Annotated in this window: 18 protein-coding genes; 13 read left to right on the top strand and 5 right to left on the bottom strand. The window is 47.0% G+C overall.

Annotated features, from left to right (window positions below; all coding sequences use genetic code 11):
* Positions 1–226 precede the first annotated feature (226 nt).
* Positions 227–1,294, top strand: coding sequence for an FAD-dependent oxidoreductase (locus Q1V85_RS08705; RefSeq protein ID WP_300598995.1), 1,068 nt, complete (start codon positions 227–229; stop codon positions 1,292–1,294).
* 20 nt (positions 1,295–1,314) lie between these two features.
* Here the strand turns inward: Q1V85_RS08705 and Q1V85_RS08700 are convergent, their stop codons facing one another.
* Positions 1,315–1,527 carry a hypothetical protein gene (locus tag Q1V85_RS08700; RefSeq protein ID WP_300598993.1) on the bottom strand — a complete coding sequence of 71 codons (213 nt, stop codon included), beginning with the start codon at positions 1,525–1,527 and terminating at the stop codon, positions 1,315–1,317.
* 222 nt (positions 1,528–1,749) lie between these two features.
* Between Q1V85_RS08700 and Q1V85_RS08695 the strand changes: the two genes are divergently transcribed.
* The 7 genes from Q1V85_RS08695 to Q1V85_RS08665 are packed head-to-tail and all read left to right on the top strand — an operon-like array spanning position 1,750 to position 8,624.
* Positions 1,750–2,361, top strand: a complete 612-nt coding sequence (locus Q1V85_RS08695; protein ID WP_300598991.1) for a TetR/AcrR family transcriptional regulator — start codon at positions 1,750–1,752, stop codon at positions 2,359–2,361.
* 51 nt (positions 2,362–2,412) lie between these two features.
* A complete protein-coding gene (locus tag Q1V85_RS08690; RefSeq protein ID WP_300598990.1) occupies positions 2,413–3,651 on the top strand; it encodes a TolC family protein in 1,239 nt (412 codons plus the stop codon).
* An 11-nt stretch (positions 3,652–3,662) separates the two neighbouring features.
* Positions 3,663–4,604 (top strand): HlyD family efflux transporter periplasmic adaptor subunit, encoded by a 942-nt coding sequence (locus tag Q1V85_RS08685; RefSeq protein WP_300598989.1) that lies wholly within the window; start codon positions 3,663–3,665, stop codon positions 4,602–4,604.
* A complete protein-coding gene (locus Q1V85_RS08680) occupies positions 4,591–5,580 on the top strand; it encodes an ABC transporter ATP-binding protein (protein WP_300598988.1) in 990 nt (329 codons plus the stop codon). Before Q1V85_RS08685 ends, Q1V85_RS08680 begins: the two co-directional genes overlap by 14 nt.
* Positions 5,564–6,346: an ABC transporter ATP-binding protein gene (locus Q1V85_RS08675; RefSeq protein WP_300598987.1), complete on the top strand. Its 783-nt coding sequence runs from the start codon at positions 5,564–5,566 to the stop codon at positions 6,344–6,346. The genes Q1V85_RS08680 and Q1V85_RS08675 overlap by 17 nt, the downstream gene beginning before the upstream one ends.
* Positions 6,347–6,405: 59 nt before the next feature.
* Positions 6,406–7,512 carry an ABC transporter permease gene (locus tag Q1V85_RS08670; RefSeq protein ID WP_300598985.1) on the top strand — a complete coding sequence of 369 codons (1,107 nt, stop codon included), beginning with the start codon at positions 6,406–6,408 and terminating at the stop codon, positions 7,510–7,512.
* Positions 7,509–8,624, top strand: a complete 1,116-nt coding sequence (locus Q1V85_RS08665; RefSeq protein ID WP_300598983.1) for an ABC transporter permease — start codon at positions 7,509–7,511, stop codon at positions 8,622–8,624. The genes Q1V85_RS08670 and Q1V85_RS08665 overlap by 4 nt, the downstream gene beginning before the upstream one ends.
* Positions 8,625–8,629: 5 nt before the next feature.
* Here the strand turns inward: Q1V85_RS08665 and Q1V85_RS08660 are convergent, their stop codons facing one another.
* A complete protein-coding gene (locus Q1V85_RS08660; RefSeq protein ID WP_300598981.1) occupies positions 8,630–10,426 on the bottom strand; it encodes an alpha-L-fucosidase in 1,797 nt (598 codons plus the stop codon).
* A 214-nt stretch (positions 10,427–10,640) separates the two neighbouring features.
* Positions 10,641–10,793: a hypothetical protein gene (locus Q1V85_RS08655; RefSeq protein WP_300598979.1), complete on the bottom strand. Its 153-nt coding sequence runs from the start codon at positions 10,791–10,793 to the stop codon at positions 10,641–10,643.
* Between the two features lie 282 nt (positions 10,794–11,075).
* On the opposite strand from Q1V85_RS08655, the gene Q1V85_RS08650 reads away from it, so the two are divergent.
* The 3 genes from Q1V85_RS08650 (at position 11,076) to Q1V85_RS08640 (ending at position 19,109) form a co-directional block, all read left to right on the top strand.
* Positions 11,076–16,115: a translocation/assembly module TamB gene (locus Q1V85_RS08650; protein ID WP_300598977.1), complete on the top strand. Its 5,040-nt coding sequence runs from the start codon at positions 11,076–11,078 to the stop codon at positions 16,113–16,115.
* Positions 16,108–18,549, top strand: coding sequence for a BamA/TamA family outer membrane protein (locus tag Q1V85_RS08645; RefSeq protein WP_300598975.1), 2,442 nt, complete (start codon positions 16,108–16,110; stop codon positions 18,547–18,549). Before Q1V85_RS08650 ends, Q1V85_RS08645 begins: the two co-directional genes overlap by 8 nt.
* A gap of 101 nt (positions 18,550–18,650) precedes the next feature.
* The gene (locus Q1V85_RS08640; RefSeq protein ID WP_300598973.1) at positions 18,651–19,109 is read left to right on the top strand and encodes a hypothetical protein; all 459 of its coding nucleotides are present in this window, start codon (positions 18,651–18,653) and stop codon (positions 19,107–19,109) included.
* Between the two features lie 124 nt (positions 19,110–19,233).
* On the opposite strand, the gene Q1V85_RS08635 is transcribed toward Q1V85_RS08640, so the two are convergent.
* Complete coding sequence (locus tag Q1V85_RS08635; RefSeq protein WP_300598972.1) at positions 19,234–19,869, bottom strand: metalloregulator ArsR/SmtB family transcription factor; 636 nt, start codon at positions 19,867–19,869, stop codon at positions 19,234–19,236.
* A 71-nt stretch (positions 19,870–19,940) separates the two neighbouring features.
* Between Q1V85_RS08635 and Q1V85_RS08630 the strand changes: the two genes are divergently transcribed.
* Entirely contained in the window at positions 19,941–20,477 is a 537-nt protein-coding gene (locus tag Q1V85_RS08630; protein ID WP_300598970.1) for a DUF2480 family protein, read from the top strand.
* Positions 20,474–21,028 carry an NADPH-dependent FMN reductase gene (locus tag Q1V85_RS08625; protein WP_300598969.1) on the top strand — a complete coding sequence of 185 codons (555 nt, stop codon included), beginning with the start codon at positions 20,474–20,476 and terminating at the stop codon, positions 21,026–21,028. Before Q1V85_RS08630 ends, Q1V85_RS08625 begins: the two co-directional genes overlap by 4 nt.
* 297 nt (positions 21,029–21,325) lie before the next feature.
* Here the strand turns inward: Q1V85_RS08625 and Q1V85_RS08620 are convergent, their stop codons facing one another.
* Complete coding sequence (locus Q1V85_RS08620; protein WP_300598967.1) at positions 21,326–21,955, bottom strand: DNA-3-methyladenine glycosylase 2 family protein; 630 nt, start codon at positions 21,953–21,955, stop codon at positions 21,326–21,328.
* Between the last annotated feature and the right edge of the window lies 1 nt (position 21,956).

Genomic DNA, 21,956 nt, shown 5'->3' with positions numbered 1-21,956 from the left:
CCAATCATCTTTTCTTTAGGTCATAATAGCGTTTCACATTTGCAACAAAAGCAGAGTTGCCTGTATTGCAATATGCGAGCAACTATTTTAAATTTTCCGGCCAACACGCCCTCAAAGGCCTACTTCTAGACGCCCATCAGATAAGCGTCGAAACCGTTCGGATAATAGATCAGCATCAATCGGATAAAACTATTTGCCAGTCTTTTATATTTGAATACATTCGCTCATGGATCATCCCAAAATCATCATTGTTGGCCAGGGCATCAGCGGCACCTTTCTCTCCTGGTTTTGCTACCAGGCAGGCATCGATTTTATCGTTATCGACGAGCCCAATGCTCACGCGCCTTCCAGGGTGGCAGCAGGCATCATCAACCCCGTAACCGGGCGAAGGGTGGTTAAGGTTTGGATGGATGACATCATTATTCCTTTCGCCGAAAATGCATATAAAGCGATGGGAACATTCCTGAACCTGTCTGCGATTACTCAAACCGGGATCATCGACTTTTTCCCCAATCCATTCATGAAGGAAAGCTTTCTGAAAAAGTTAGCGCAAAAAGAAGATTACATTGCCATTCTTGAAGATGAAGCGCCCTATACGCCTTACTTCAATTATGAATTTGGCATTGGTATAATAGAACCCGCCTATATCGTACATCTGCAGCAACTATTGCCGGCCTGGCGCAGTTTTTTAATACTGCAGCATAAACTGATTGAAGCCCCCTTCGATTTTTCGCAACTCCAGGCCGGAACATCTGCCATCCATTACAAAAATGAAACAGCAGATAAGCTGATCTTTTGTGATGGTGCCGCCGGAGCAGCCAATCCTTATTTTTCATTATTGCCCTTTGCTTTAAACAAAGGGGAAGCATTGATCATTGAAGCCCCCGATCTGCCTTCCGGCCACCTGTATAAAAAATCAATGTTACTGGCACCGATGGCCGAGCCCGGTATTTTCTGGACCGGCACCAATTATATATGGGATTTTGAGGATGAAAATCCTACGGCCGATTTCCGGCAATCGGCAACACAAACATTAAAACAATGGTTAAAGGTTCCTTTTACGATTGTAGATCATAAGGCCTCCGTACGCCCGGCTACCGTAGAACGGCGCCCCTTTGCCGGTTTTCATCCGGTTCATACCAATATCGGCATACTCAATGGTATGGGCACCAAGGGCTGCTCACTGGCACCCTATTTTGCACACCAACTGGTGAAGCATTTGCAGGATCAGCACCCGCTGCTTCCGGAAGTAGATATCAACCGTTTTAAAAATATACTGAGCCGGCAGCTTTAGATGTTATTTTACAGTAAATGCTACCCATTCTTTTTGTTGCTGCCCTTTAAAATGGCTACCAGAATAAGAATGAAGAGCGCTCCTCCTACCGCCCACATCCAGGGCTGAATCTGAACATGCGTTTTGGTAGTGGTAGTGGTTACTTTTTCTTCCTGTGCCTGGATGGCCACGGCATATAACAACAGGTACCCTGCTGAAAGGAAACGCAAAAACGAACGGCATAAGGGTTTCATAACATAGATTTTATGGTGAATAATGCAATGAACCGCACATTGGGCTGCAGCGTGCGGCAACGGATGTAAAATCTGAAACAAAATTGCTGCCAGTTTTACGTTTAGCGGCTCATATCCTAACCATTATTTACGGGGAACGGCCGGTATCAGATCGTTTCAAAAATTAATCATTTGATTAAAAAATTTGTTTAAATTATTTTTTCTGTTCAATTTTGTGCTGTAATGGCAAAAAAGAAACAACAGGAAACACGGTCTTCGGAAGAAAAGATAAAGGAAGCGGCCCGAAAGGTATTTATGGAAAAAGGCTATGCCGCAACCCGTACAAGGGATATTGCGGAAGCCGCCGGTATCAACCTGGCGCTGTTAAACTACTACTTCCGCAGTAAAGAAAAATTATTTGAACTGATCATGCAGGAAAAACTGAGCAGCTTTTTTGGACTGATATTGCCCGTGCTGGAGGATCCCGATTCATCGCTCGACGACAAGATCCATACCATTGCAGACCGGTACATCAGCATGCTGGCAAACAATCCGGACCTGCCCCTGTTTGTGCTGAATGCTATGCGCAACGCACCTAAAAAGTTCGCGGCGATGCTGAAAGGGGCCGACCATTTACTACATTCCGTATTTGCCAGACAGTTAAAAGAAAAAAATCCGGTTATAGCACCTGAACAGCTTTTTATAAATATGATGTCGCTCTGTATTTTCCCCTTCGCCATGCGTCCGGGTTTAGAAGTGATTTCGCCGGAGATCGGCGTACAATTCAGCGTTCTTATGGAAGACCGGAAGCAACTGGTGCCAAAGTGGATGCGTGCCATGTTAAAGGTTAAATAGTTTTTGTTCCACGGTTAATCAAGAGATTAAATCAAACAATAAACAACGAATATGAAACGGTTGATATCCTGTTTTATACTGTTACTACCCCTCGGGTGTATGGGACAGTCGCTCAGTCTGGATGACTGTTATCAGCTGGCAAGAAAAAATTTCCCAACGATTAAAAAACAGCAGCTGCTTCAACAAAGCGCCCGGTACTCCATCGACAACACAACAAAATCCTGGTTACCGCAACTATCTGTCAGCGGCCAGGCAACTTATCAAACGGATGTTACCAGGATCCCGATAGCCCTGCCAGATGTACCCGAATTAAGCAAGGATCAGTACCGCATACAGGGAGAAGTTACACAAACACTCTATGACGGAGGCATTGCCCGGAGCCAAAAAGAGCTTCTCAGAACCGGCGAGGCCCTGCAGTTACAGCAGATCGAAATCAGTTTTCAATCGGTTAAAGAACGGGTTGCCCAGTTATTCTTTTCCATATTGTTACTGGATGCACAACTGGAACAACAGGAGATATATAAGGCCAATATCGCTTCATCCCTGGAAAAAGCGATAGCGGCCGAAAAAAACGGAACGGTGGCGCAAAGCAGCGTAAATGAATTAAAGGCCGAATTGATAACCGCAGGTATGAGTAATACGGCCATCATTTCCGATCAGAAAGCCACCCGGGAAATGTTGGGCCTCCTGATTGGAGCACCGCTAACCGGACCACTGATACCACCTGCCCCTCAACGCAATGATTCCGGAATTCTTCGCCCGGAGCTCCAGCTCTTTGAACTGCAGAAAAAGAACGTAGCGCTACAGGAAAAAGCACTTACAACAGGCTGGGCACCTAAAATTGCGGCCTTCGTACAAGCGGGTTATGGCCGCCCGGCATTGAATGTATTAAAAAATTCGTTTGACGCCTTTGCCGTAGGCGGTATCCGGTTTAGCTTTCCCCTGGGCAGTTTATATACCTACCAGAACAATAAAAAAATAATGGAACTCAACCGTAAGGAGCTGGAAACTGACAGGGAAACATTTATACTAAACACAAAGACGGCATTGACAAAGGAGGCCGGCGACATCGAAAAATATACACAGTTGCTGCAACAGGATGATACGGTCATTGCATTACGGGCACAGGTCACCCGGTCTGCACGCGCCCAGCTGGAGAATGGCGTTATCACTACACACGAATACATTACCCAGTTAAATGCGGAACACCTGGCAAAACAATTTAAAAACCTGCACCAGATACAATTGCTGAATGCGCAGGTTAATTATCAAACCATTTCCGGACATTAAACGGTACGAATATGAAATCAAACTTTCTCAGCGCGTTGCTTTTAATGCTCCTGGCCTGCAACGGGAATAAAAAAGACGTTGATGCAGCAGGCAACTTTGAAGCAGACGAGGTCATTGTGTCAGCAGAACAAAACGGCACACTTCTACGATTCTCCATCCAGGAAGGAGACTCATTGCAATACCATCAGGTAGTTGGCCAGATTGATGTAACACTACAGCAGCTTCAGCAGGAGCAAACACAGGCAAGCATCAGCGCACTTCAGCAACAGACCGTATCGCCGCAGGAAGAGATCCGCGTAGCGCAACGCCAGCTGGCCGCTCAGGAATCGCTTTTACAAAACCAGCACAAAGAGCGCAACCGCCTGCAAAACCTTGTTGCCGCAGCCGCTGCACCTCAAAAACAACTGGACGATATGGACGCCCAGATCATACAAACACAAAAACAAATGGCTGTTACCCGGCAGCAGATCCGTTTATACAACTCAAATGCAGTTACAAAGAACAGGGCCATTCTCAGCGAACAGGCACCGCTTGAAAAGGCAAAAGCGCAAACGCAACTTCAGGTTGAAAAGGGGCAAATCATCAACCCGGTTTCCGGTACCGTACTGACCAAATATGCACTGCAAGGTGAAATGACCACGATCGGGAAAGCCCTGTATAAGATCGCCAACCTGGACACACTCACATTGAGGGCCTACATCACCGGTGATCAGTTACCTGCACTTAAAATACAACAACCGGTTACCGTGCGTATAGACAATGGCAACCGGTCTTATAAAAATTACAGCGGAAGCATCAGCTGGATCAGCGATAAAGCAGAGTTTACGCCGAAAACCATTCAGACCAAAAATGAGCGGGCAAACCTGGTATACGCGCTAAAAATACGGGTCAAAAACGACGGCTATCTAAAAATTGGCATGTACGGCGAAGTCTTATTCCATGAAAAAAAATAATCTGCATACCATCCCCACAGCAGATACAGCAGATACGCCCATTATAGCGGATCGGATCAGCAAAAGCTATAACAAAGGCGCTGTACAGGCATTAACCGGCGTATCCCTGGCTGTAAAAAAAGGGGAACTATTTGGACTGATCGGGCCAGACGGCGCTGGTAAAACAACCCTCTTTCGTATCCTTACTACGCTTTTGCAGGCTGACAAGGGCCAGGCCCGGGTTTCCGGATACGACATCACAAAAGACTTCCGGCAGATCCGAAGCTCCGTTGGATACATGCCCGGAAAATTCTCTTTATACCAGGACCTAACCGTTCAGGAAAATCTTACATTTTTTGCCACGCTTTTTGGTACAAGTGTAGCCACCCATTACGAGCTGATCAAAGATATTTATGATCAGATCAAACCCTTCAGCAATCGCAGGGCAGGGCAGCTTTCCGGCGGTATGAAGCAAAAGCTTGCCCTATGCTGTGCATTGATTCACAAACCGGCCGTATTATTCCTGGATGAGCCCACCACCGGTGTAGATGTAGTATCACGCAGGGAGTTCTGGGAGATGTTGCAAAAACTGAAGCAACAGGGCATCACCATATTGGTATCTACGCCCTATATGGAAGAAGCCATACGCTGCGATCGCATCGGCCTCATACAAAACGGATGCATGCTTCAAGTAGCAACGCCTTCTCAAATCACCCAGGCATTTCCCGTAACACTGTATGCCGTTAAAGCCGAATCCATTTACCGGCTGTTGAAAGACCTGCGGTCCTGGAACGACGTAGAAAGTTGTTATGCCTTTGGAGAATGGCTGCATGTAACACTCCGGCAGGACACCGGAGATGGTACGGCACTTATCAAAAGATATGCGGAAGCCAGGGGGCATAAGCAAATAGTCCTTCATTCCATTGCGCCAACCATCGAAGACAGTTTTATACGGCTGGCAACCACAAATACATTACCACATGGATCCGGCAATTAACCATCAGCAACAACCACCGGTAACAGCGGGCGCTACGATTGAATGCAGGGAGCTCACTAAAAAATTCGGCAATTTTATGGCCGTGGACCGGATCAGCTTCTACGTAAAACCGGGCGAAATTTTTGGTTTCCTGGGAGCAAACGGCGCAGGAAAGACTACCGCTATGCGCATGTTATGCGGGCTCTCCTACCCAAGCGCCGGTCATGCTACTGTAGCAGGATTTGATGTATACAAACAACAGGAAAAGATCAAACAGCACATCGGGTACATGAGCCAGAAATTTTCGCTGTATGACGACCTTACACCATTGGAAAACATCCGATTCTTTGGGGGCGTTTATGGCATTCCGGCAAAGGTCATCCGGGAACGAAGCCATGAGCTGATCCGGTCACTGGGACTGGAAAAAGAAGCGACCAAACTGGTGGGTGGTCTTCCCCTGGGCTGGAAACAGAAACTGGCATTTGCCGTGGCGCTGTTTCATCAGCCGCAGATCGTTTTCCTGGACGAACCTACCGGTGGCGTAGATCCGGTAACCCGCCGCCAGTTCTGGGATATGATTTACGAAGCAGCGGAAAAGGGGGTTACCATTTTTGTAACCACCCATTATATGGATGAAGCGGAATACTGTAACAGGGTAACCATTATGGTAGATGGTAAAATAGAAGCGCTGGACACCCCCGCGAATCTGAAGCTCCGGTTTGCCTGCGACAATATGGATGAAGTATTTTACCGGCTGGCCAGAACAGCCCGGCGTAGTGACAACTAAAGTAATTCGTATGTGCTTACCGGCCACTGCTTATAGATAATCAACAAACCGGCAGAAAAATGAAACAGTTATTCGTTTTTATCCGCAAAGAGTTTTACCATGTCTTCAGAGACCGGCGCACACTCCTTATCCTGTTTGGGCTGCCCCTGGTGCAGATCCTGCTGTTCGGCTACGCCCTTACCAGTGAAGTAAAAAATATAACCATTGTTGTATCGGGTGTTTCCGACGACCTTCTGGCACAGCGGCTTACCGCCAGGCTTAAGTCTTCCGTGTCTTTCAATGTACAGGAAAAGCGATTATCACCCACAGCCATAGAAGCCGAATTCAAAAAAGGCCGGATTAAGGCCGCCCTGATCTTTCCCGCCGGATTCAGTAATGATTTTACCCGGCTACGGCATACAACGCTACAGGTTCTTACAGACGGTACGGAGCCCAACACATCCAAAACCGTTCTGCAATATATCAGCGCGATTGTACAGAGCTTTCAGCAGGATGAACAAAAAACAACAAGCATTCCCTTAACCATTACGCCGGAGCTGCGTATGTTATACAATGAAGAAGGGAATGGCTCCATTAATTATGTACCGGGAGTGTTAGCGCTCATATTGATGATCGTTTGTACCGCACTGACCTCCGTGGCGGTTGTACGGGAAAAAGAAGCCGGCACAATGGAGCTATTGCTGGTATCCCCGTTCAAACCGGTAATGGTACTGGTAGCCAAAGCCATTCCCTTCCTGATATTATCGCTGGTGAACTTCGCATTTATCCTGTTGCTGGCGGTTTATATATTACAGGTACCCATCCTGGGAAGCCTGGCGCTATTGTTTGTGATCACGCTGCTGTTCATTGCTACCAGCCTATCATTCGGACTGCTGATCTCCAACTTCACAAACTCCCAGCAGGTAGCACTACTTATCTCCATGATGGGGCTCATGCTGCCTACCATCATTTTTACCGGGTTTATTTTCCCGCTGGAAAATATGCCGTTGCCCTTTCAATGGCTTTCGAACCTGGTTCCGGCTAAATGGTATTACACCGCCGTAAAATCGGTTATGCTGAAAGGATTAGGTTTTAGATACGTATGGAAAGAAATGAGCATTCTCTGTATCATGACCATCCTGTTATTAACCATAACGGTAAACCGGTTTAAAATAAGGTTAGCATGAAAACACTTCGTTTTATATTACAAAAAGAATTTCGTCAGATGTTTCGCAACAGGACCATATTGGCAATGATGCTCATACTTCCGGTTGTTCAGCTGGGCATATTGCCCCTTGCCATGAACCTCGATGTAAAAAACATCAACATTGCGATCGTTGACATGGGTCACAGCACTTATACTCAAAAACTGATTTCCAAAATCGGCGCATCCGGTTATTTTAAAATCGTGGCCGCAGCTCCGGCTTACAAACAGGCATTGCCCGCGCTGGAAGAAGGAGCGGCCGATATCATCCTGGAAATACCGGCTTCGTTTGAACGCAACCTTGTAAGGGAAGGCAGTCAGTCGCTGAACGTTACAACCGACGCTATTAACGGTACAAAATCCGGGATCGGTTCTGCCTACCTGCTCGCCGTCATCAGGGATTTCAACCAGGATATCCGGCTGATGAGCAATGGTCAGCCGGTTGCCCCTCCGGCGGTGATCGATATCGCCTCTTCCGCCTGGTTCAACCCTTATGAAAAATTCACCTGGTATATTGTTCCGGGCGTTTTAGTATTACTGCTAACGCTGGTCGGAGGATTTCTTTCCGCGCTGAACATTGTGCGGGAAAAAGAAATCGGCACCATCGAACAGATCAATGTTTCTCCTCTAAAAAAATGGCAGTTCATTTTAGGAAAGCTGGTTCCCTTCTGGGTTATTGGTATGATTGTATTGACCATCGGCCTGCTGGTGGCACGCCTTTTTTACGGGATCATTCCGGCAGGAAGTCTTTTTCTCCTATACCTGCTTGCAGCGGTGTACCTGGTGGCCCTTCTGGGATTTGGCTTATTTATATCCACAGTCAGCAATAATCAATTACAGTCGATGTTCATTGCTTTCTTCTTTATTATGATCTTTGTTTTAATGAGCGGCCTGTTCACATCTGTAGACAGTATGCCGGTTTGGGCAAGATCCATCGCCGCCTTTCTCCCCATCACGCATTTTATGAAAGCCGTTCGCATGATCATCCTGAAAGGAAGCGGCTTTACAGATATAGCACCAACCTTTCTTATTGAATTGCTGTTTGCCATTGGCCTTAACACCCTGGCCATTTGGAATTACCGGAAAACACAATAAATTCCTTATTGCCCTGCCTTACTGATCCAGATCCTGTTAAAATACAGAGGTCCCTCCGCCCCCGGCGCTGCCTTAAAAGAAACCTCGTAAAACCCGGCCTTCGAAAAATGCAATTGTCCCAGGGAAGTATCTTCAAACTCATCCGTATAGCTGGAATGCGGTTCTGCCACAATGGTGCCCGATGGCTTCAACTGCTGTTCCAGGTGCTGATCCGTAACCCGTACCATTACATCCGTGTTATTTTTTGAATGGTTATGATAGGAAAGATCTACCTGGTAATTGCCCGCTTCCGGTATATATACTTCCCAGGTCATCGAGCCTTCTTTATCCACTACCAGGTGTGTGGGACGGAGCCCGTCGTAACGCACCAATTTAAAATTAGAAGCGTGCTCCCATACATTCGTGGCTGTAAGTGCAAAGCCACCAAAGGTAGATTCCGGTACCATTTCTCCATCCAGCGTTACGGGTGCCGGATACTGCAATACCACAACCGATACAAAAGGATTCGCAGCCAGTTCTGGTAACTGTATATGCGTTAACGGGCCATTCTGTGTAAACCGCAATGGTTTCCTGCCCGACGCTGTTATAAGTTCCGCCTTTTCCGGCTTAGACAAAATACCCGACAAACGCAATATTTTATCCAGTGGCCAGTTATATACATGGAGATAAACAAGTTGTTTATTATTAACCTTTTTTGTGGTGATCCGTCCCCAGTCGTGCTGACTGGCACGCAGCTCAAGGCCCGTACATCCATAAATCGCCTCACCGTTCTTCGATAGCCAATTGCCCATATCTTCCAGGCGGCGCACCCCCTCGTAAGGAACGGATCCGTCCGCCCTTGGTCCTACATTCAGTGTAAAGTCACCATTAAGACTTACATTACCGATCAACGACTGCAGCAGCTGACTGGTCGATTTCCACTCATTTTCCTGGCCATAATAACCCCAGGAATGCGCAATGGTTCCGGAGGTTTCCCAGGGGTGTGCCGTATAGGCCGAACCAAATTCATTATCGCCCTTCGATTCAAAATCCACACCGGCATCATCCGCCGGCAGACCGATCCGGGAATTGATCAAACAGTTGGGCTGTAATTCCCTTATCAGGCGAACCACCTGGTCCAGTTGTTCCTTCTTCACTACGGTCTTTTTATAATTCAGCCACATATCAAACCAGAACATAGAAATGTCGCCATAATTCGTCAATAATTCTCGCAACTGTGGAATTACTTTCTCCTGCCAGTATTTATTGTAGTCCTCATCCTTTATGCCAGTCAGTTCCTTATTATGATCCCATCCATAAGGATGATCCCAATCCACCCAATGGGAATAATAAAAGCCCAGTTTAATGCCGTGTTTTTTACAGGCTGCAGCCAGTTCTTTGATCACATCCCGGTTGGTACCGCTCAATTTTGTAAGATTATAGTCGCTCACTTTGCTATTCCAGAGTGCAACACCATCATGGTGCTTGGAGGTGATCGTTATATACTTCATACCGGCTTTTTTTGCCAGCAATACCCATTCCTCCGGATTGATCCGCTTCCAGTTGAACCGCTTTGCCAGTGTACCATACTCCTCTTTTGATATACGGTTACGGTAGCGGATCCATTCCGCATAATTATTTGCATACCGCAGCCGCTCGCCCTTCCACATACCTTCCGCTGCACTGTACAATCCCCAGTGTATAAACATTCCGAAACGGGCATCGGTAAACCATTTGGTCTTTGCAGCAGCAGGCGCTGATTGGGCATGAATGGTAAGGGCAGCCATTACCATTCCTAAAAGAAACACGATCTTTAATTTCATACGTAAACTGATTCCGGCTAAGATACGGAACTTTTACAGTGCGGCCTTTTTTTCACCGGCAGCTAAAAGCAAACGCTTCCTAATGGGGCAATCCACAAATACCGACCATGATATGCCGGCAGATGCAGCCAATTTTCACGCTGATTTCTGCTGATTTATTCACCGGCATCTTCAAAAACAATATCATCTTTGCAGCTGCCTTTTACTACATGCGCTATTTCCTCCGTAATAACAGGAATACGCCCAGCAGCGCGATTCCCACCAGGAAAAAAGCCCACCACATACCCGCCTTAAAAACGGCTTCTACCGCACTACAGCTTTGAAACATAAACATGCCAGCCAGCAGATAAAACAGAAGATTTTTCATATTTGTTATTTTTAGAGGTTCTGTAAGGTCATAACGAGATAAGAACCGTTGCAGGTAAGCCATTATATCGGTTTTTATGCGTTATTGTAACCCCACGAATTTCAGGCCAAACCGTTCATTATGGTTTAGTTTTTCAGCACCCACCTTAAAATCGCGGGATTGAAGCATTTTGGTTTAATATTTGGAGAATTCCCCATAAAAAGCAGGCAAAAACTAAGAAATCTGTTAGGTTTGCAAAACAGGACAGAATCTCATCATTCATTCTATTAACCCATTGCACACTTGAACAAAGCAGTTAAAAAAGGCATCAGGATCGTTGTAAAAATACTTGTAAGTATCCTTGTGCTTATCATCCTGCTGATCCTTTCGCTGAACCTGCCCTTTGTTCAAAACCTGATCAAGAATAAAGTGGTAGCATACCTCAGGAAAAAGACCAATACGGAGATCAGCCTCGAGCGCATCCGCATCGGGTTTCCAAAAGATCTTGAACTGAACAAGCTGTATGTAGCCGATAAAAAAAAGGACACCCTGATCTATGCGGAAAAGTTAGGGGTGGACCTGGATATGCTGGCCCTGCTCTCCAATCGCGTGGAGGTTAGCAGTATAGAGCTCAATACGGTACGTGCCAATATTTACCGCCTTCATCCGGATACGATGTTCAACTATCAGTTCCTGGTCGATTCGCTTATATCCAATGAAAAGAAACCCAAAGAGGCCGAAAAAAAAGATACAACTTCCACGCTTAAATTCCGGCTGGATAAAATCACCTTCAATGATATCCGCATCCGGTTCAGGGATGATGTGGTTGGAAATGATGCGGGGGTTATGCTGGGACATCTTGACGCCCGGGTAAAAACCTTTGACCTGGACCAGATGCATTACGGGCTCAGTGCGCTGGCACTTAAAAACACCCGGCTGCATTATTTTCAGAATAAACCGCTTACCGTATTGCAGCAGAAGGCCGATTCCAGCATCGATAAAACGGCAGCTGAAAAAGGTGGCCGGCTTCCGCTGATCGAATTTGGAAAGCTGACGCTGGACAATGTGCTGCTCAACTATAATGACGGGTTATCAGATACCCGTGCCCTGGCCGACCTGAATGCATTTCATCTGCAGGACCTGGTGCTCGATCTTACCAACGGCGGCTACCGCTCCTCAGATGTATTATTGCAGAACTCAGTGATCGATTTTGCTTACCGCCCAACCGCCACCAATGAAAAAGCTATAAAAACGGCCGCCAACAGTGCCGCCGCATCTCCCTTCAGCCTGTTGCTGAACAAAGTGATCCTGGCCAATAACCAGGTAAAATATGATAACCTGGCGGAAAAGCGAACACCCGGACACCTGGACTTCAATCACCTTAATATAAAAGCGCTGGGCCTTACCGGCAATAAAGTTTCCATCGACAGCAGCGGCATCAAAGCAGCCATTACAGGCGGACAACTGAAAGATACCAGCGGCTTTGTCTTGAATGATCTGAAGGGAGCTATCATATACGATGACCAGCAACTAAAGGTAGACGGGTTTATTTTAAAAACGCCGCATACACAAATCGATAATAACAGCCTGCTGACCTATACTTCTCAAAATGATTTGAGCAAGCACCCCGAAAAAGTAAAGATGGATGTACAGTTCCGCAATACCATTATTGGTATGCAGGACCTTTACTACCTCATGCCATCGGTGCCCGCCAATTACCGCAGCCGGCAGATCCGCCTTGCGGCAGCCTTCACCGGTTATTTGAACAATCTTGCTATTGAAAAATTGCAGGTACAAGGTTTAAACAGCACCAGCATTGACATTGCTGGCGGAGTTCGGGGTTTGCCCGACATGAATACAACGGTGTTCAACCTTAACCTTAGAAAACTGCAAACATCCAGGCAAGACTTACGGGCACTGGTGCCTGCTGCCTCCCTGCCACAGAGTATCGAATTACCCGCATATCTTTCAGCAAACGGAACATTCAACGGGGGGCTTACCAATTTCACCACAGCGCTGCAATTAAAAACAGATATGGGAGGGGCGCATCTGCAGGCAGCCATGGGCGGCCCCAAAAACAGGGAAATCTATCGCGCCAAGGTTCAGTTGAACAACTTCAACCTGGGGCGTTTATTAAAACAGCAGGCGCAGCTGGGCACCGTATCGCTGTTAGCCAATATCAGCGGACAGAGCCTCGATCCCAAACGGATGCGTGCAAAACTAAACGGCACGATCTATCATGCCCGTTATAATAAGTACGACTATAAAGACATCAAACTGGAAGGCGCTTATGCGGGGAACATTGCCGATCTCCGGGCCATCAGCAACGACAGTAATGCGCATTTTACCTTAGACACAAAGGTAGATCTCAACAAAAACAACCCTGCTATAAAAGGAACCGCAGACCTCAAAAACATTGACCTCCAAAAACTGAATTTCTATTCCGATCCGTTAAAACTGGCCGGACTGGTGAATATGGACTTCGGTTCTATAGATCCGGATTATCTGAACGGCTCCGCCACCCTTAAAAGCGTTCAGATCGGTTTCAACGAGTCTGTTTACAATATCGATACATTAACACTCAGCGCAGTTTCTACCAAAGAGCATAATGAGCTATCATTGCAATCGGACTTTTTAACGGCGCAGTTCAACGGCAAATATCAGCTCACCCAGATCGGGCAGGCCTTTATTAACCAGGTCAATAAATATTATGCATTTGCACCCACCAAAAAAATAGCACCGCAGCAAATGCAGTTCCAAATCGCCATCATTGATCCAAAGCTGATCCAACAGTTTGTACCGGCACTAACCACACTGGCCCCCGCTTCCATTAATGGAGCTATTAATACAGAGCGCGACAGCCTTCGTTTACATGCGTCGTTTCCCCATGTAGTATACGACAGTTTCGATGTAAAAAACATAGTACTGAGGGCAGGTAATACCGATTCGGCAAAACTGGATTATGTGCTGAATATTAAGGAGATTCGGAGTCCCTCTATTAACCTGTATAATGCAGAAGTAAGCGGAGCTGCACTTAACAATCTGCTGGATTTGAATATTTATCTGAGAGACCGCAGCAATAAAGACAAATACCGCATTGGCGGGCAGTTTAAATCCATGGATCAAACCTATCAGTTCACCCTGGATCCGCAAAAGCTCCTGTTGAATTACGACCCATGGAATGTAACACCCGATAACCTGATCCAATATGGTAAGGCCGGTGTTTATGTACGGAACTTTAAGATCAGCAACAACGGGCAGTCACTGGCGATCAACAGCCGGTCCACCCAGCCCAACGCACCGGTAAATGTAACGTTCACCAACTTTATGCTGGAAACCTTAACCCGGTATGCCGACCAGGATACTGCTATGATTGGAGGAAAGCTCAATGGCGTGGTAGATGTAACCGATATTGCCACTCCCGAACCATCGGGACCGAAATTTGAGGCCGACCTTACCATCAGTCAGCTCCGGTATCAGAAAGATGCCCTGGGTGATGCATCGATAAAAGTAAACAACAATACGGCCAATGCTTACCAGGCCGATATCCGTTTAACCGGTTTACACGACCTCGCTGTAACCGGGTTTTATTACACCGCCCCCAATAGTGCGCTCGATCTCGATATCGCGGTTAACAAGATCGATCTGAAGCATATCGAAAGTGTCACTGGCGGACAGATAAGAAACGGGAAAGGCATCCTTACCGGAAAGCTCACCGCAAAGGGGCCGGTTGGCAAACCGGTGATCCTGGGTGCGCTCACCTTTAAAGATGCGGGATTCAATATCGCACAGCTGAACGGGTATTACCAGCTCAAAAATGAAACGGTACGCTTTACCGAACCCGGCATTTCTTTTAATCAATTCACCATACGGGATTCCGCCAACCAGCCGTTAACACTGGATGGAAGGATTACACTACCCAACTTTTCCAACCCCGGCTTTGACCTTACGCTGCGCGCCAATAACTTCAGGGTTATGAACTCTACGGCTAAGGACAACGAGCTCTTCTACGGTACGGTGCTGGTAACCTTAAACGCGCGCATTACCGGCGACCTGAACAAACCCAAGGTAAACATGCAGGCACGCATCAATAAAGGAACGAAATTCAATTTTGTGGTGCCCGATGATGACCCGTTGGTGGCCAGCCAGGAAGGCATTGTAGAATTCGTAGATAAAGATGCACCGCCGCTCAACGGACGTCAACCGGTAAACGTAGATAGTCTGACCCGCTCCCCCATTACCGGTGTTGATATTGCAGGAGACATAACCATCGATAAAGAAGCCGAAATTACGATTGTGGTAGATCCGCAGAACGGAGATGCGTTACGGGTAAGAGGTGAAGCAGACCTTAGTTTACAAATGGATCCCAGCGGCCGCACTACTTTAACGGGCCGGTATGAGATCACCGAAGGCAGCTATAACCTGACCATCGGCGGATTGGCAAAACGGGAATTTAAGATCCAGCAGGGAAGTTCGATACAATGGACCGGGGCGCCCACAGAAGCCAATGCAGATATTACCGCCATTTATGAAGTCAATACTTCGCCCATCGATTTGGTTTCGGCACAGCTTGATGCCACCGACAATTTAACCCGCACCAAATCCCGGCAAAAACTCCCTTTTTATGTATACCTGAAAATGAAAGGGGAACTTTTAAAGCCCACCATCAGCTTCCAGATCGATATGCGGGAAAGTGATCGCAATGCCCTCAACGGCATTGTAAACACCCGTCTGCAACAGGTGAACGCCAATGAAAGCGAGTTAAACAAGCAGGTGTTTGCCCTGCTGGCGCTCAACCGCTTTATTGCCGACAATCCATTTGAAAGTCTTGCCGGTGGTACCTCTGCGGGCGCACTGGCAAGGCAGAGCGTGAGCAAACTGCTTACCGAACAGCTCAATAACCTTGCTTCCGACCTGATTAAAGGGGTGGACATAAATTTTGACCTTACCTCCCAGGAAGATTATTCCACCGGGCAGGAAAAGACCAAGACCGATTTGAACGTAGCCTTTACCAAGCGATTACTGAACGATCGCCTCAGTGTTACCGTAGGCAATAATTTTGCACTGGAAGGCGCCAATACCAACCAGAATGCGGCACAGCTGGCCAGCAATGTAAACATTGAATACATGCTTTCCAGGGACGGGCGTTACCGCCTCCGGGCTTATCGCCGTAACCAAACGGAAGGCATCATTGAAGGCCAGATCATTGAAACCGGTGTTGGCTTTATCATTGTTGTGGACTACAATAAATTTGGAGAAGTATTCCGCAGTTTCAGAAAACGGGATCAGCGCCGCGGAACCGGAAATTCCGGCAGTAACCGAAAAAACAAGGGAGATGAGTAAACGGAATGTTTCATATTTGATGCTCACGCAGCCTTCGGCGACCAGCGATCAGTGTTCAGCGATCAGTTATCAGTCATCAGTTGTCAGTCGTCAGTCGTCAGCTATCAGTTATCGGTCATCGGCTATTAGCCGCAAGAAATCCCTTCCCGTTTATTTTCTGTTCCTGTTCTTTCTTTCATTAATAATCGTTTCCTGTTCCTCTACCAGGAAATTAAAACCCGGAGAAGTACTTTATACAGGAGCCACTGTAAAGCTGAACCCGGATACACCTGCTGTTAAAGATCAAAAGCATTTTCAAAAGGCCCTGGAAGAAAAGGTACGTCCCGCTCCCAATAAAAAATTACTGGGCTGGCGCTATAAATTGTTTTTTTATAATCTGGTGAGTGAACCAAAAAAACAAAAAGGAGTTAAGTACTGGATAAAATACAAACTGGGGGAACCGCCTGTTTTAATGAACCAGGTCCGGCTGCAGAACAATGTAAATGTATTGACCAGCTACATGGCCAGCAAAGGTTTTTTGCAGTCATCCGGATCCGGCGACACCACCATCAAAGGCAAAACGGGTAAAGCATTCTACCGGATTTATTCCGGTCCCCGGTATACCATGAACACCGTTACCTTTCCGGGCGACAGCGGCAATGCCATTTCCGGTTTGATTCATGCATCTAAAAATAAAACACTGTTAAAACCGGGCAAATACTATGACCTCGATGTTTTTAAAGCCGAACGTGAGCGCATTGATGTACAGCTTAAAGAAAAAGGATATTTCTATTTCAGCCCTAACTACCTGTTGATACAGGCAGACAGTACCATTGGCGGAAACCAGGTAGATATCGACCTTAAGATTAAAAACGATGCTCCCCGGGCGGCGCTTCAGCCCTATTTCATCCGCAATATCAATATTTATCCGGACTACAGTTTACGGCGGGATTCCGTTACCCGGGCGTCCACACCGGTACAGTTCAAAGATTTTACCATCTATGATCCCAACCACAAGTATAAACCCCGGTTGTTCGATCACCTGATCTTCTTTCACAAAGGCGAGCCGTATAACCGTACGGATCACGCGTTAAGTCTGAACCGTTTGGTGAACATCGGTACCTTCCGGTTTGTAAAAGCGGAGTTCAACCCGATGGACACACTCACCAGCAATAATATGGATGTAGATTTTATGCTGACCTCATCCAAAAAAAAGGCCTTGTCGCTTTCCGTAACCGGAACCAGCAAGTCCAACAATTTTATCGGATCCGAATTAAAGGTCACGCACACAAACAGGAATACATTCCGGGGCGCAGAACAACTCAATCTTAGTCTGTCTGGTGGTTTTGAAAAGCAATTCAGCGGACAGCAAAAAAATCTAACGTCCTATTCATTGGGCGCCGAAGCCCGGTTATTGTTTCCACGGTTCCTGATCCCCGTTAAGGGATTTACCACCCACAACGCCTATGTGCCCAAAAGCCATATTACTATTGGATCACAGCTGTTAAACCGTGCCAATTATTACACCCTGCTTTCAGGAAAGGGTGAATTCGGTTACGTATGGAAGGGTAATGAATTTAATGAGCACCAGTTCAACCCGCTTTCCGTAAGTTACATTCGCACCGCCAATACCACCGACAGTTTCAATACGATGCTGAAAAAGGTTCCCACGTTGAAAAACAACTTCGAGAACCAGTTCATCATCGGAACCAACTATACCTATACCTACAGCAACCAGGTAAAAAATGAGCTGCGTAATAATTTCCTGTTTATGGGATCTGTTGAATCTGCAGGCAACCTGATCAATGCTTTTCTTCCCAAAGATGCGGACGGCAAAAAACGGTTGTTTCAAACAATCACCAACCAGTTTGTACGCCTCGAAGCAGATTTCAGGGACTACTACAAGATCAACCCCGGTTTAATCTGGGCCAACCGTTTAAACCTGGGTTATGGCATTCCCTATGGCAACAGCTCGGTACTGCCCTATGTGCGCCAGTTCTTTGCCGGAGGTAGCAATGATATCCGGGCATTCCGCTCCCGTTCCCTGGGCCCCGGTACCTTTTATATGAACGCCGACAGTCTTGGTCTGTTTGCCGACCAGGGAGGCGATGTAAAGATGATGCTGAATACTGAATTAAGAGCCAAGCTTTTCAGTGTTATCCAGGGAGCAGTGTTCATTGACGCCGGTAATATATGGCTGGCCAAAAACGATACCAGTCGGCCGGGCGGACAATTCCGGCTGGGAAATGTGCTGAGCGAAACAGCCATTGGCGGAGGTGTGGGCCTGCGGGTAGACGCTTCAATCTTTGTGGTACGCTTTGATCTGGCCATGCCGTTCCGCAAACCCTGGCTGCCACCGGGGGAACGGTGGGTATTTGACCAGATCCGCCTTGGTGATCCGGAATGGCGCAAAAAAAATCTTATATTTAATATTGGTATCGGCTATCCGTTCTGATATGAACCAGCTTATCTCCGTCTGTCTGCATGTTGCAGATCTGCCAGGCATACCGGATCGAAGGCCTTCTTATCTTTTGTAAACGTTAAAACCGGTTCTGTATGAACAAGCGCACCTTTACCGTTCTGAAAGCTGGGATAATTGTTGGTACACTGGACATCCTGTCCGCCTTCCTCTATTTTTACCTGGCAACCGGCAAAAATCCGCTTTTTATCTTCCGGTATATTGCCAGTGCCTTACTGGGGCCCGCCGCCTTTTCCGGAGGAGCTGCTATTTATATAACCGGGTTGCTGATGCATTACCTTGTTGCATTCCTGTTTACCGTATTTTTCTTCTGGCTGTATCCCCGTTTAAACATACTGAAGCGGAACCCGGTTGTAACAGGCATCTTCTATGGCCTCTTTATCTGGGTGGTTATGAACCTCGTTGTAGTGCCGTTATCCCGGATCGGGAAATTTCCCGGGTCGGTTTCCGGCATCCTCATTAACGCAGCCATATTGATCCTTCTTATCGGTATTCCCCTTTCCTTTATGGCTCGTCGTTATTATCGCAAGCTATAAGCGGTCAGCGGTCAGCTATCAGTCTTCAGTTTTTAGTTTTTAGCCCTGGACGTGAAAACATCAGGCATAAAAAGAATCTAACCCGCCACGACGGGCATGCCTGAAACGTTAAACCTGGAACCCATCATCTGGCCACCGGTGTAACCTTGTATGCACACCGCCGGGCTCCCTTTAAAATATGATCTACACGCTCTACTTCGGCCGCTTTGCCCAACACCGTTTTAAACGTTTTTAATTCCGATGCGCAAAAGCCCTGGCAACTGGCTGCGGCCGCGCAGATCGGACAATGATTTTCTACCAGCAAAAAATGATCGCCTTCCTTTTTAACATCCGCCATATAGCCCTCACGGGTGCGGATCGCCGCCAGGCCTTTCAGACGCTCTTTAAGCCCCGCCTTGCCTTCCAGCTCCTTCAGATATCGTTCCAGGCCGGCCTTACCATTTGCTGCGATAAGCTTATCCAGGACCGGCTGTCCCAATATGCCCCGGATCGATTCGATCAGGTTTACCGTCAATGCCGCATGCATATCCGGGAAACGGGCATGCCCCATATCGGTTAACGCCCATATCTGCTGTGGTCTTCCCCGGCCCCTGGACTCTGTAGTGGCGGTCACCAGTCCTTCTTTTGCAAGCTTCAATAAATGAAACCTTGCACCTTCCACGGTGATCTCCATTGCTGCCGCCAGCTCCAGCAAGGTTTGCGGCCCGCTGGTCTTGATAATGCCCAGCGCTTTTTCATTATCGGGAAGATGATTATGCATAATAAACAAAGTAATTATTTATTTTAAATACAAAATTAGTACTTTTACGGGACTTAAGATACAGGAACCCAATGATGCAAAATCTTCCGGATATCATACCAAATAAAGTAACCCAATCGGGTATTATAGGAATCAACCTTGCAGATTATGCACTGGATGAGCCATTTGCCGCTTTTGATATTACCCCCTACTGTTACCGGGGCCTGATGCTAAAAGAAAAAGAATTCAGAACAGCGATGGAGGCGGTTAACTGGAGCGAATATGCCGGAAGTTCTGTATCAGTGCATTGCACTTCCGGGGCTATTATTCCGCAGTGGGTATGGATACTGCTGTCTGTAAAATTACAGCCATTCGCAAAAAGCATTATATTTGGCAGCACGGAACTGCATAAAACGGAGCGCTGGGTAGCAAACATTGAGGCCGCAGATTTCAGCAGTCTGAAAGAGGAAAAAGTAACCCTGCGCGCAAACGCAGCTGTGCCGGAGGCCGTGTATATGAAGGCTGCAGAAAAATTAATGCCCCTGGTAACCACGCTTATGTATGGCGAACCCGGGCTGCCGAAAGTTATTTATAAATTACACAAACCATCAACAGAAACGACATCATGAATATATTAGTATTGAACGGATCATTGGATCAACGGGAAGGATCTACACCAACAAAGCTTTCTGCCTACCTGAAAGAACATCTCGAAGCCCAGGGAGCAACCGTTTCCGTTTTCAATCTTGTAGAGTCCGGCATTCCTTTATTTGACTATACGCTGCAAAAAACACCCAATGGTGTTCAGGTGATGCTTAACCTGTTTAGAAATGCCGATGCACATATCTGGCTCACGCCGCTTTATCATGGCAGCATGACGGGCGTAATGAAAAATTGCCTCGACTGGTTGGAGCTGAGCTCTAAAGAAGAACGTCCTTACCTGATCGACAAACTCATCGGGCTGATCTGCTGGGCAGACGGTGGTCAGGCGATGCAGGGTATCAATGCAATGGATGCCGTAGCCAAATCATTAAGAGCCTGGCCGGTTCCTTTCAGTGTACCCATTGTACGCAATGCATTATTTATGGCACCGGATTACCAGGAAATCACCCAGGAATATAAAAACAAAATCAACCTGCTTACCAGTATTATTACTTCAAAACGGGTAGTAACGATTTAAGACCGGCAGCTTCAATCCGGATGGTCTGGGAATGTGAAAATGTGGAGATTTGAAAATGTGAAAATGAAGATAACGTTTCTGTTTCGTGAACTTTCCTCCGGTCTACATTTGAGGAGAATCGGGAATAGCGGGTAGTGAACAGGAAGAAGCGAAGTTCCCCCGGGCAGAAACGAAGATCCAACCTCAAACCTGAAGCTTCAAACCTTAAACAGATCCCTCGTCGAAAACAGATCACCGGTCACCTGATGCCATAGACTGATGGCTGATTGCTAAAGGCTGAGAACTGATCACTAAAATTTATCCCCGCTTCCCCGCCGATAAATAATGATGCCACAGGATCATAGTGGCAACCGTACGGTGCGGCGCCCAGCTGGCTGCAATCGCAAGCAATGCTTCTTTTGGCGTATCCTTATCCAGCGCCTTCAGCCGTTTCAATGCATTTACGGCAGCAAGATCCCCAGACGGAAAGATATCTGCACGTTGCAGTACAAACATCAGGTATACATCAACCGTCCAGTTACCGATCCCCTTTAAAGCTGTTAGCTTTTCCCGGATCACGGCATCCGGCAACTGGTGCATAGCATTGAGATCGATCGTTCTGCTGGTAATAGCCGCTGCCAGTCCCCGGATATACCCGGCCTTTTGCCGGCTGACATAACAGGCACGCAGCGTTTCATCACTCAGCGTCAGAATGGTTTCGGGACTGATATGCCCGGTATATTCCTGCAATTTTTTTAAAGCAGCCAACGCCGAAGCCAGCGAAACCTGTTGCTCCAGGATGATATGCACCAGGGATTCAAAACTATTGGGCCGGGTCCACATCGGCGGATGCCCGTATGTTGCCAAAACGCCGGCCAGGTGCGCATCCTTCTGCGCCAGCTGGTTGCAGATACGTTTGAATGTTTTTTCAGAAAAAGAATGGATCATA

The sequence above is a fragment of the Niabella sp. genome (genome assembly GCF_030150205.1).
Classification (GTDB): domain Bacteria; phylum Bacteroidota; class Bacteroidia; order Chitinophagales; family Chitinophagaceae; genus Niabella.
Note: the sequence above shows the minus strand (reverse complement) of the source record. Positions and strands in the feature narration are given on the sequence as shown.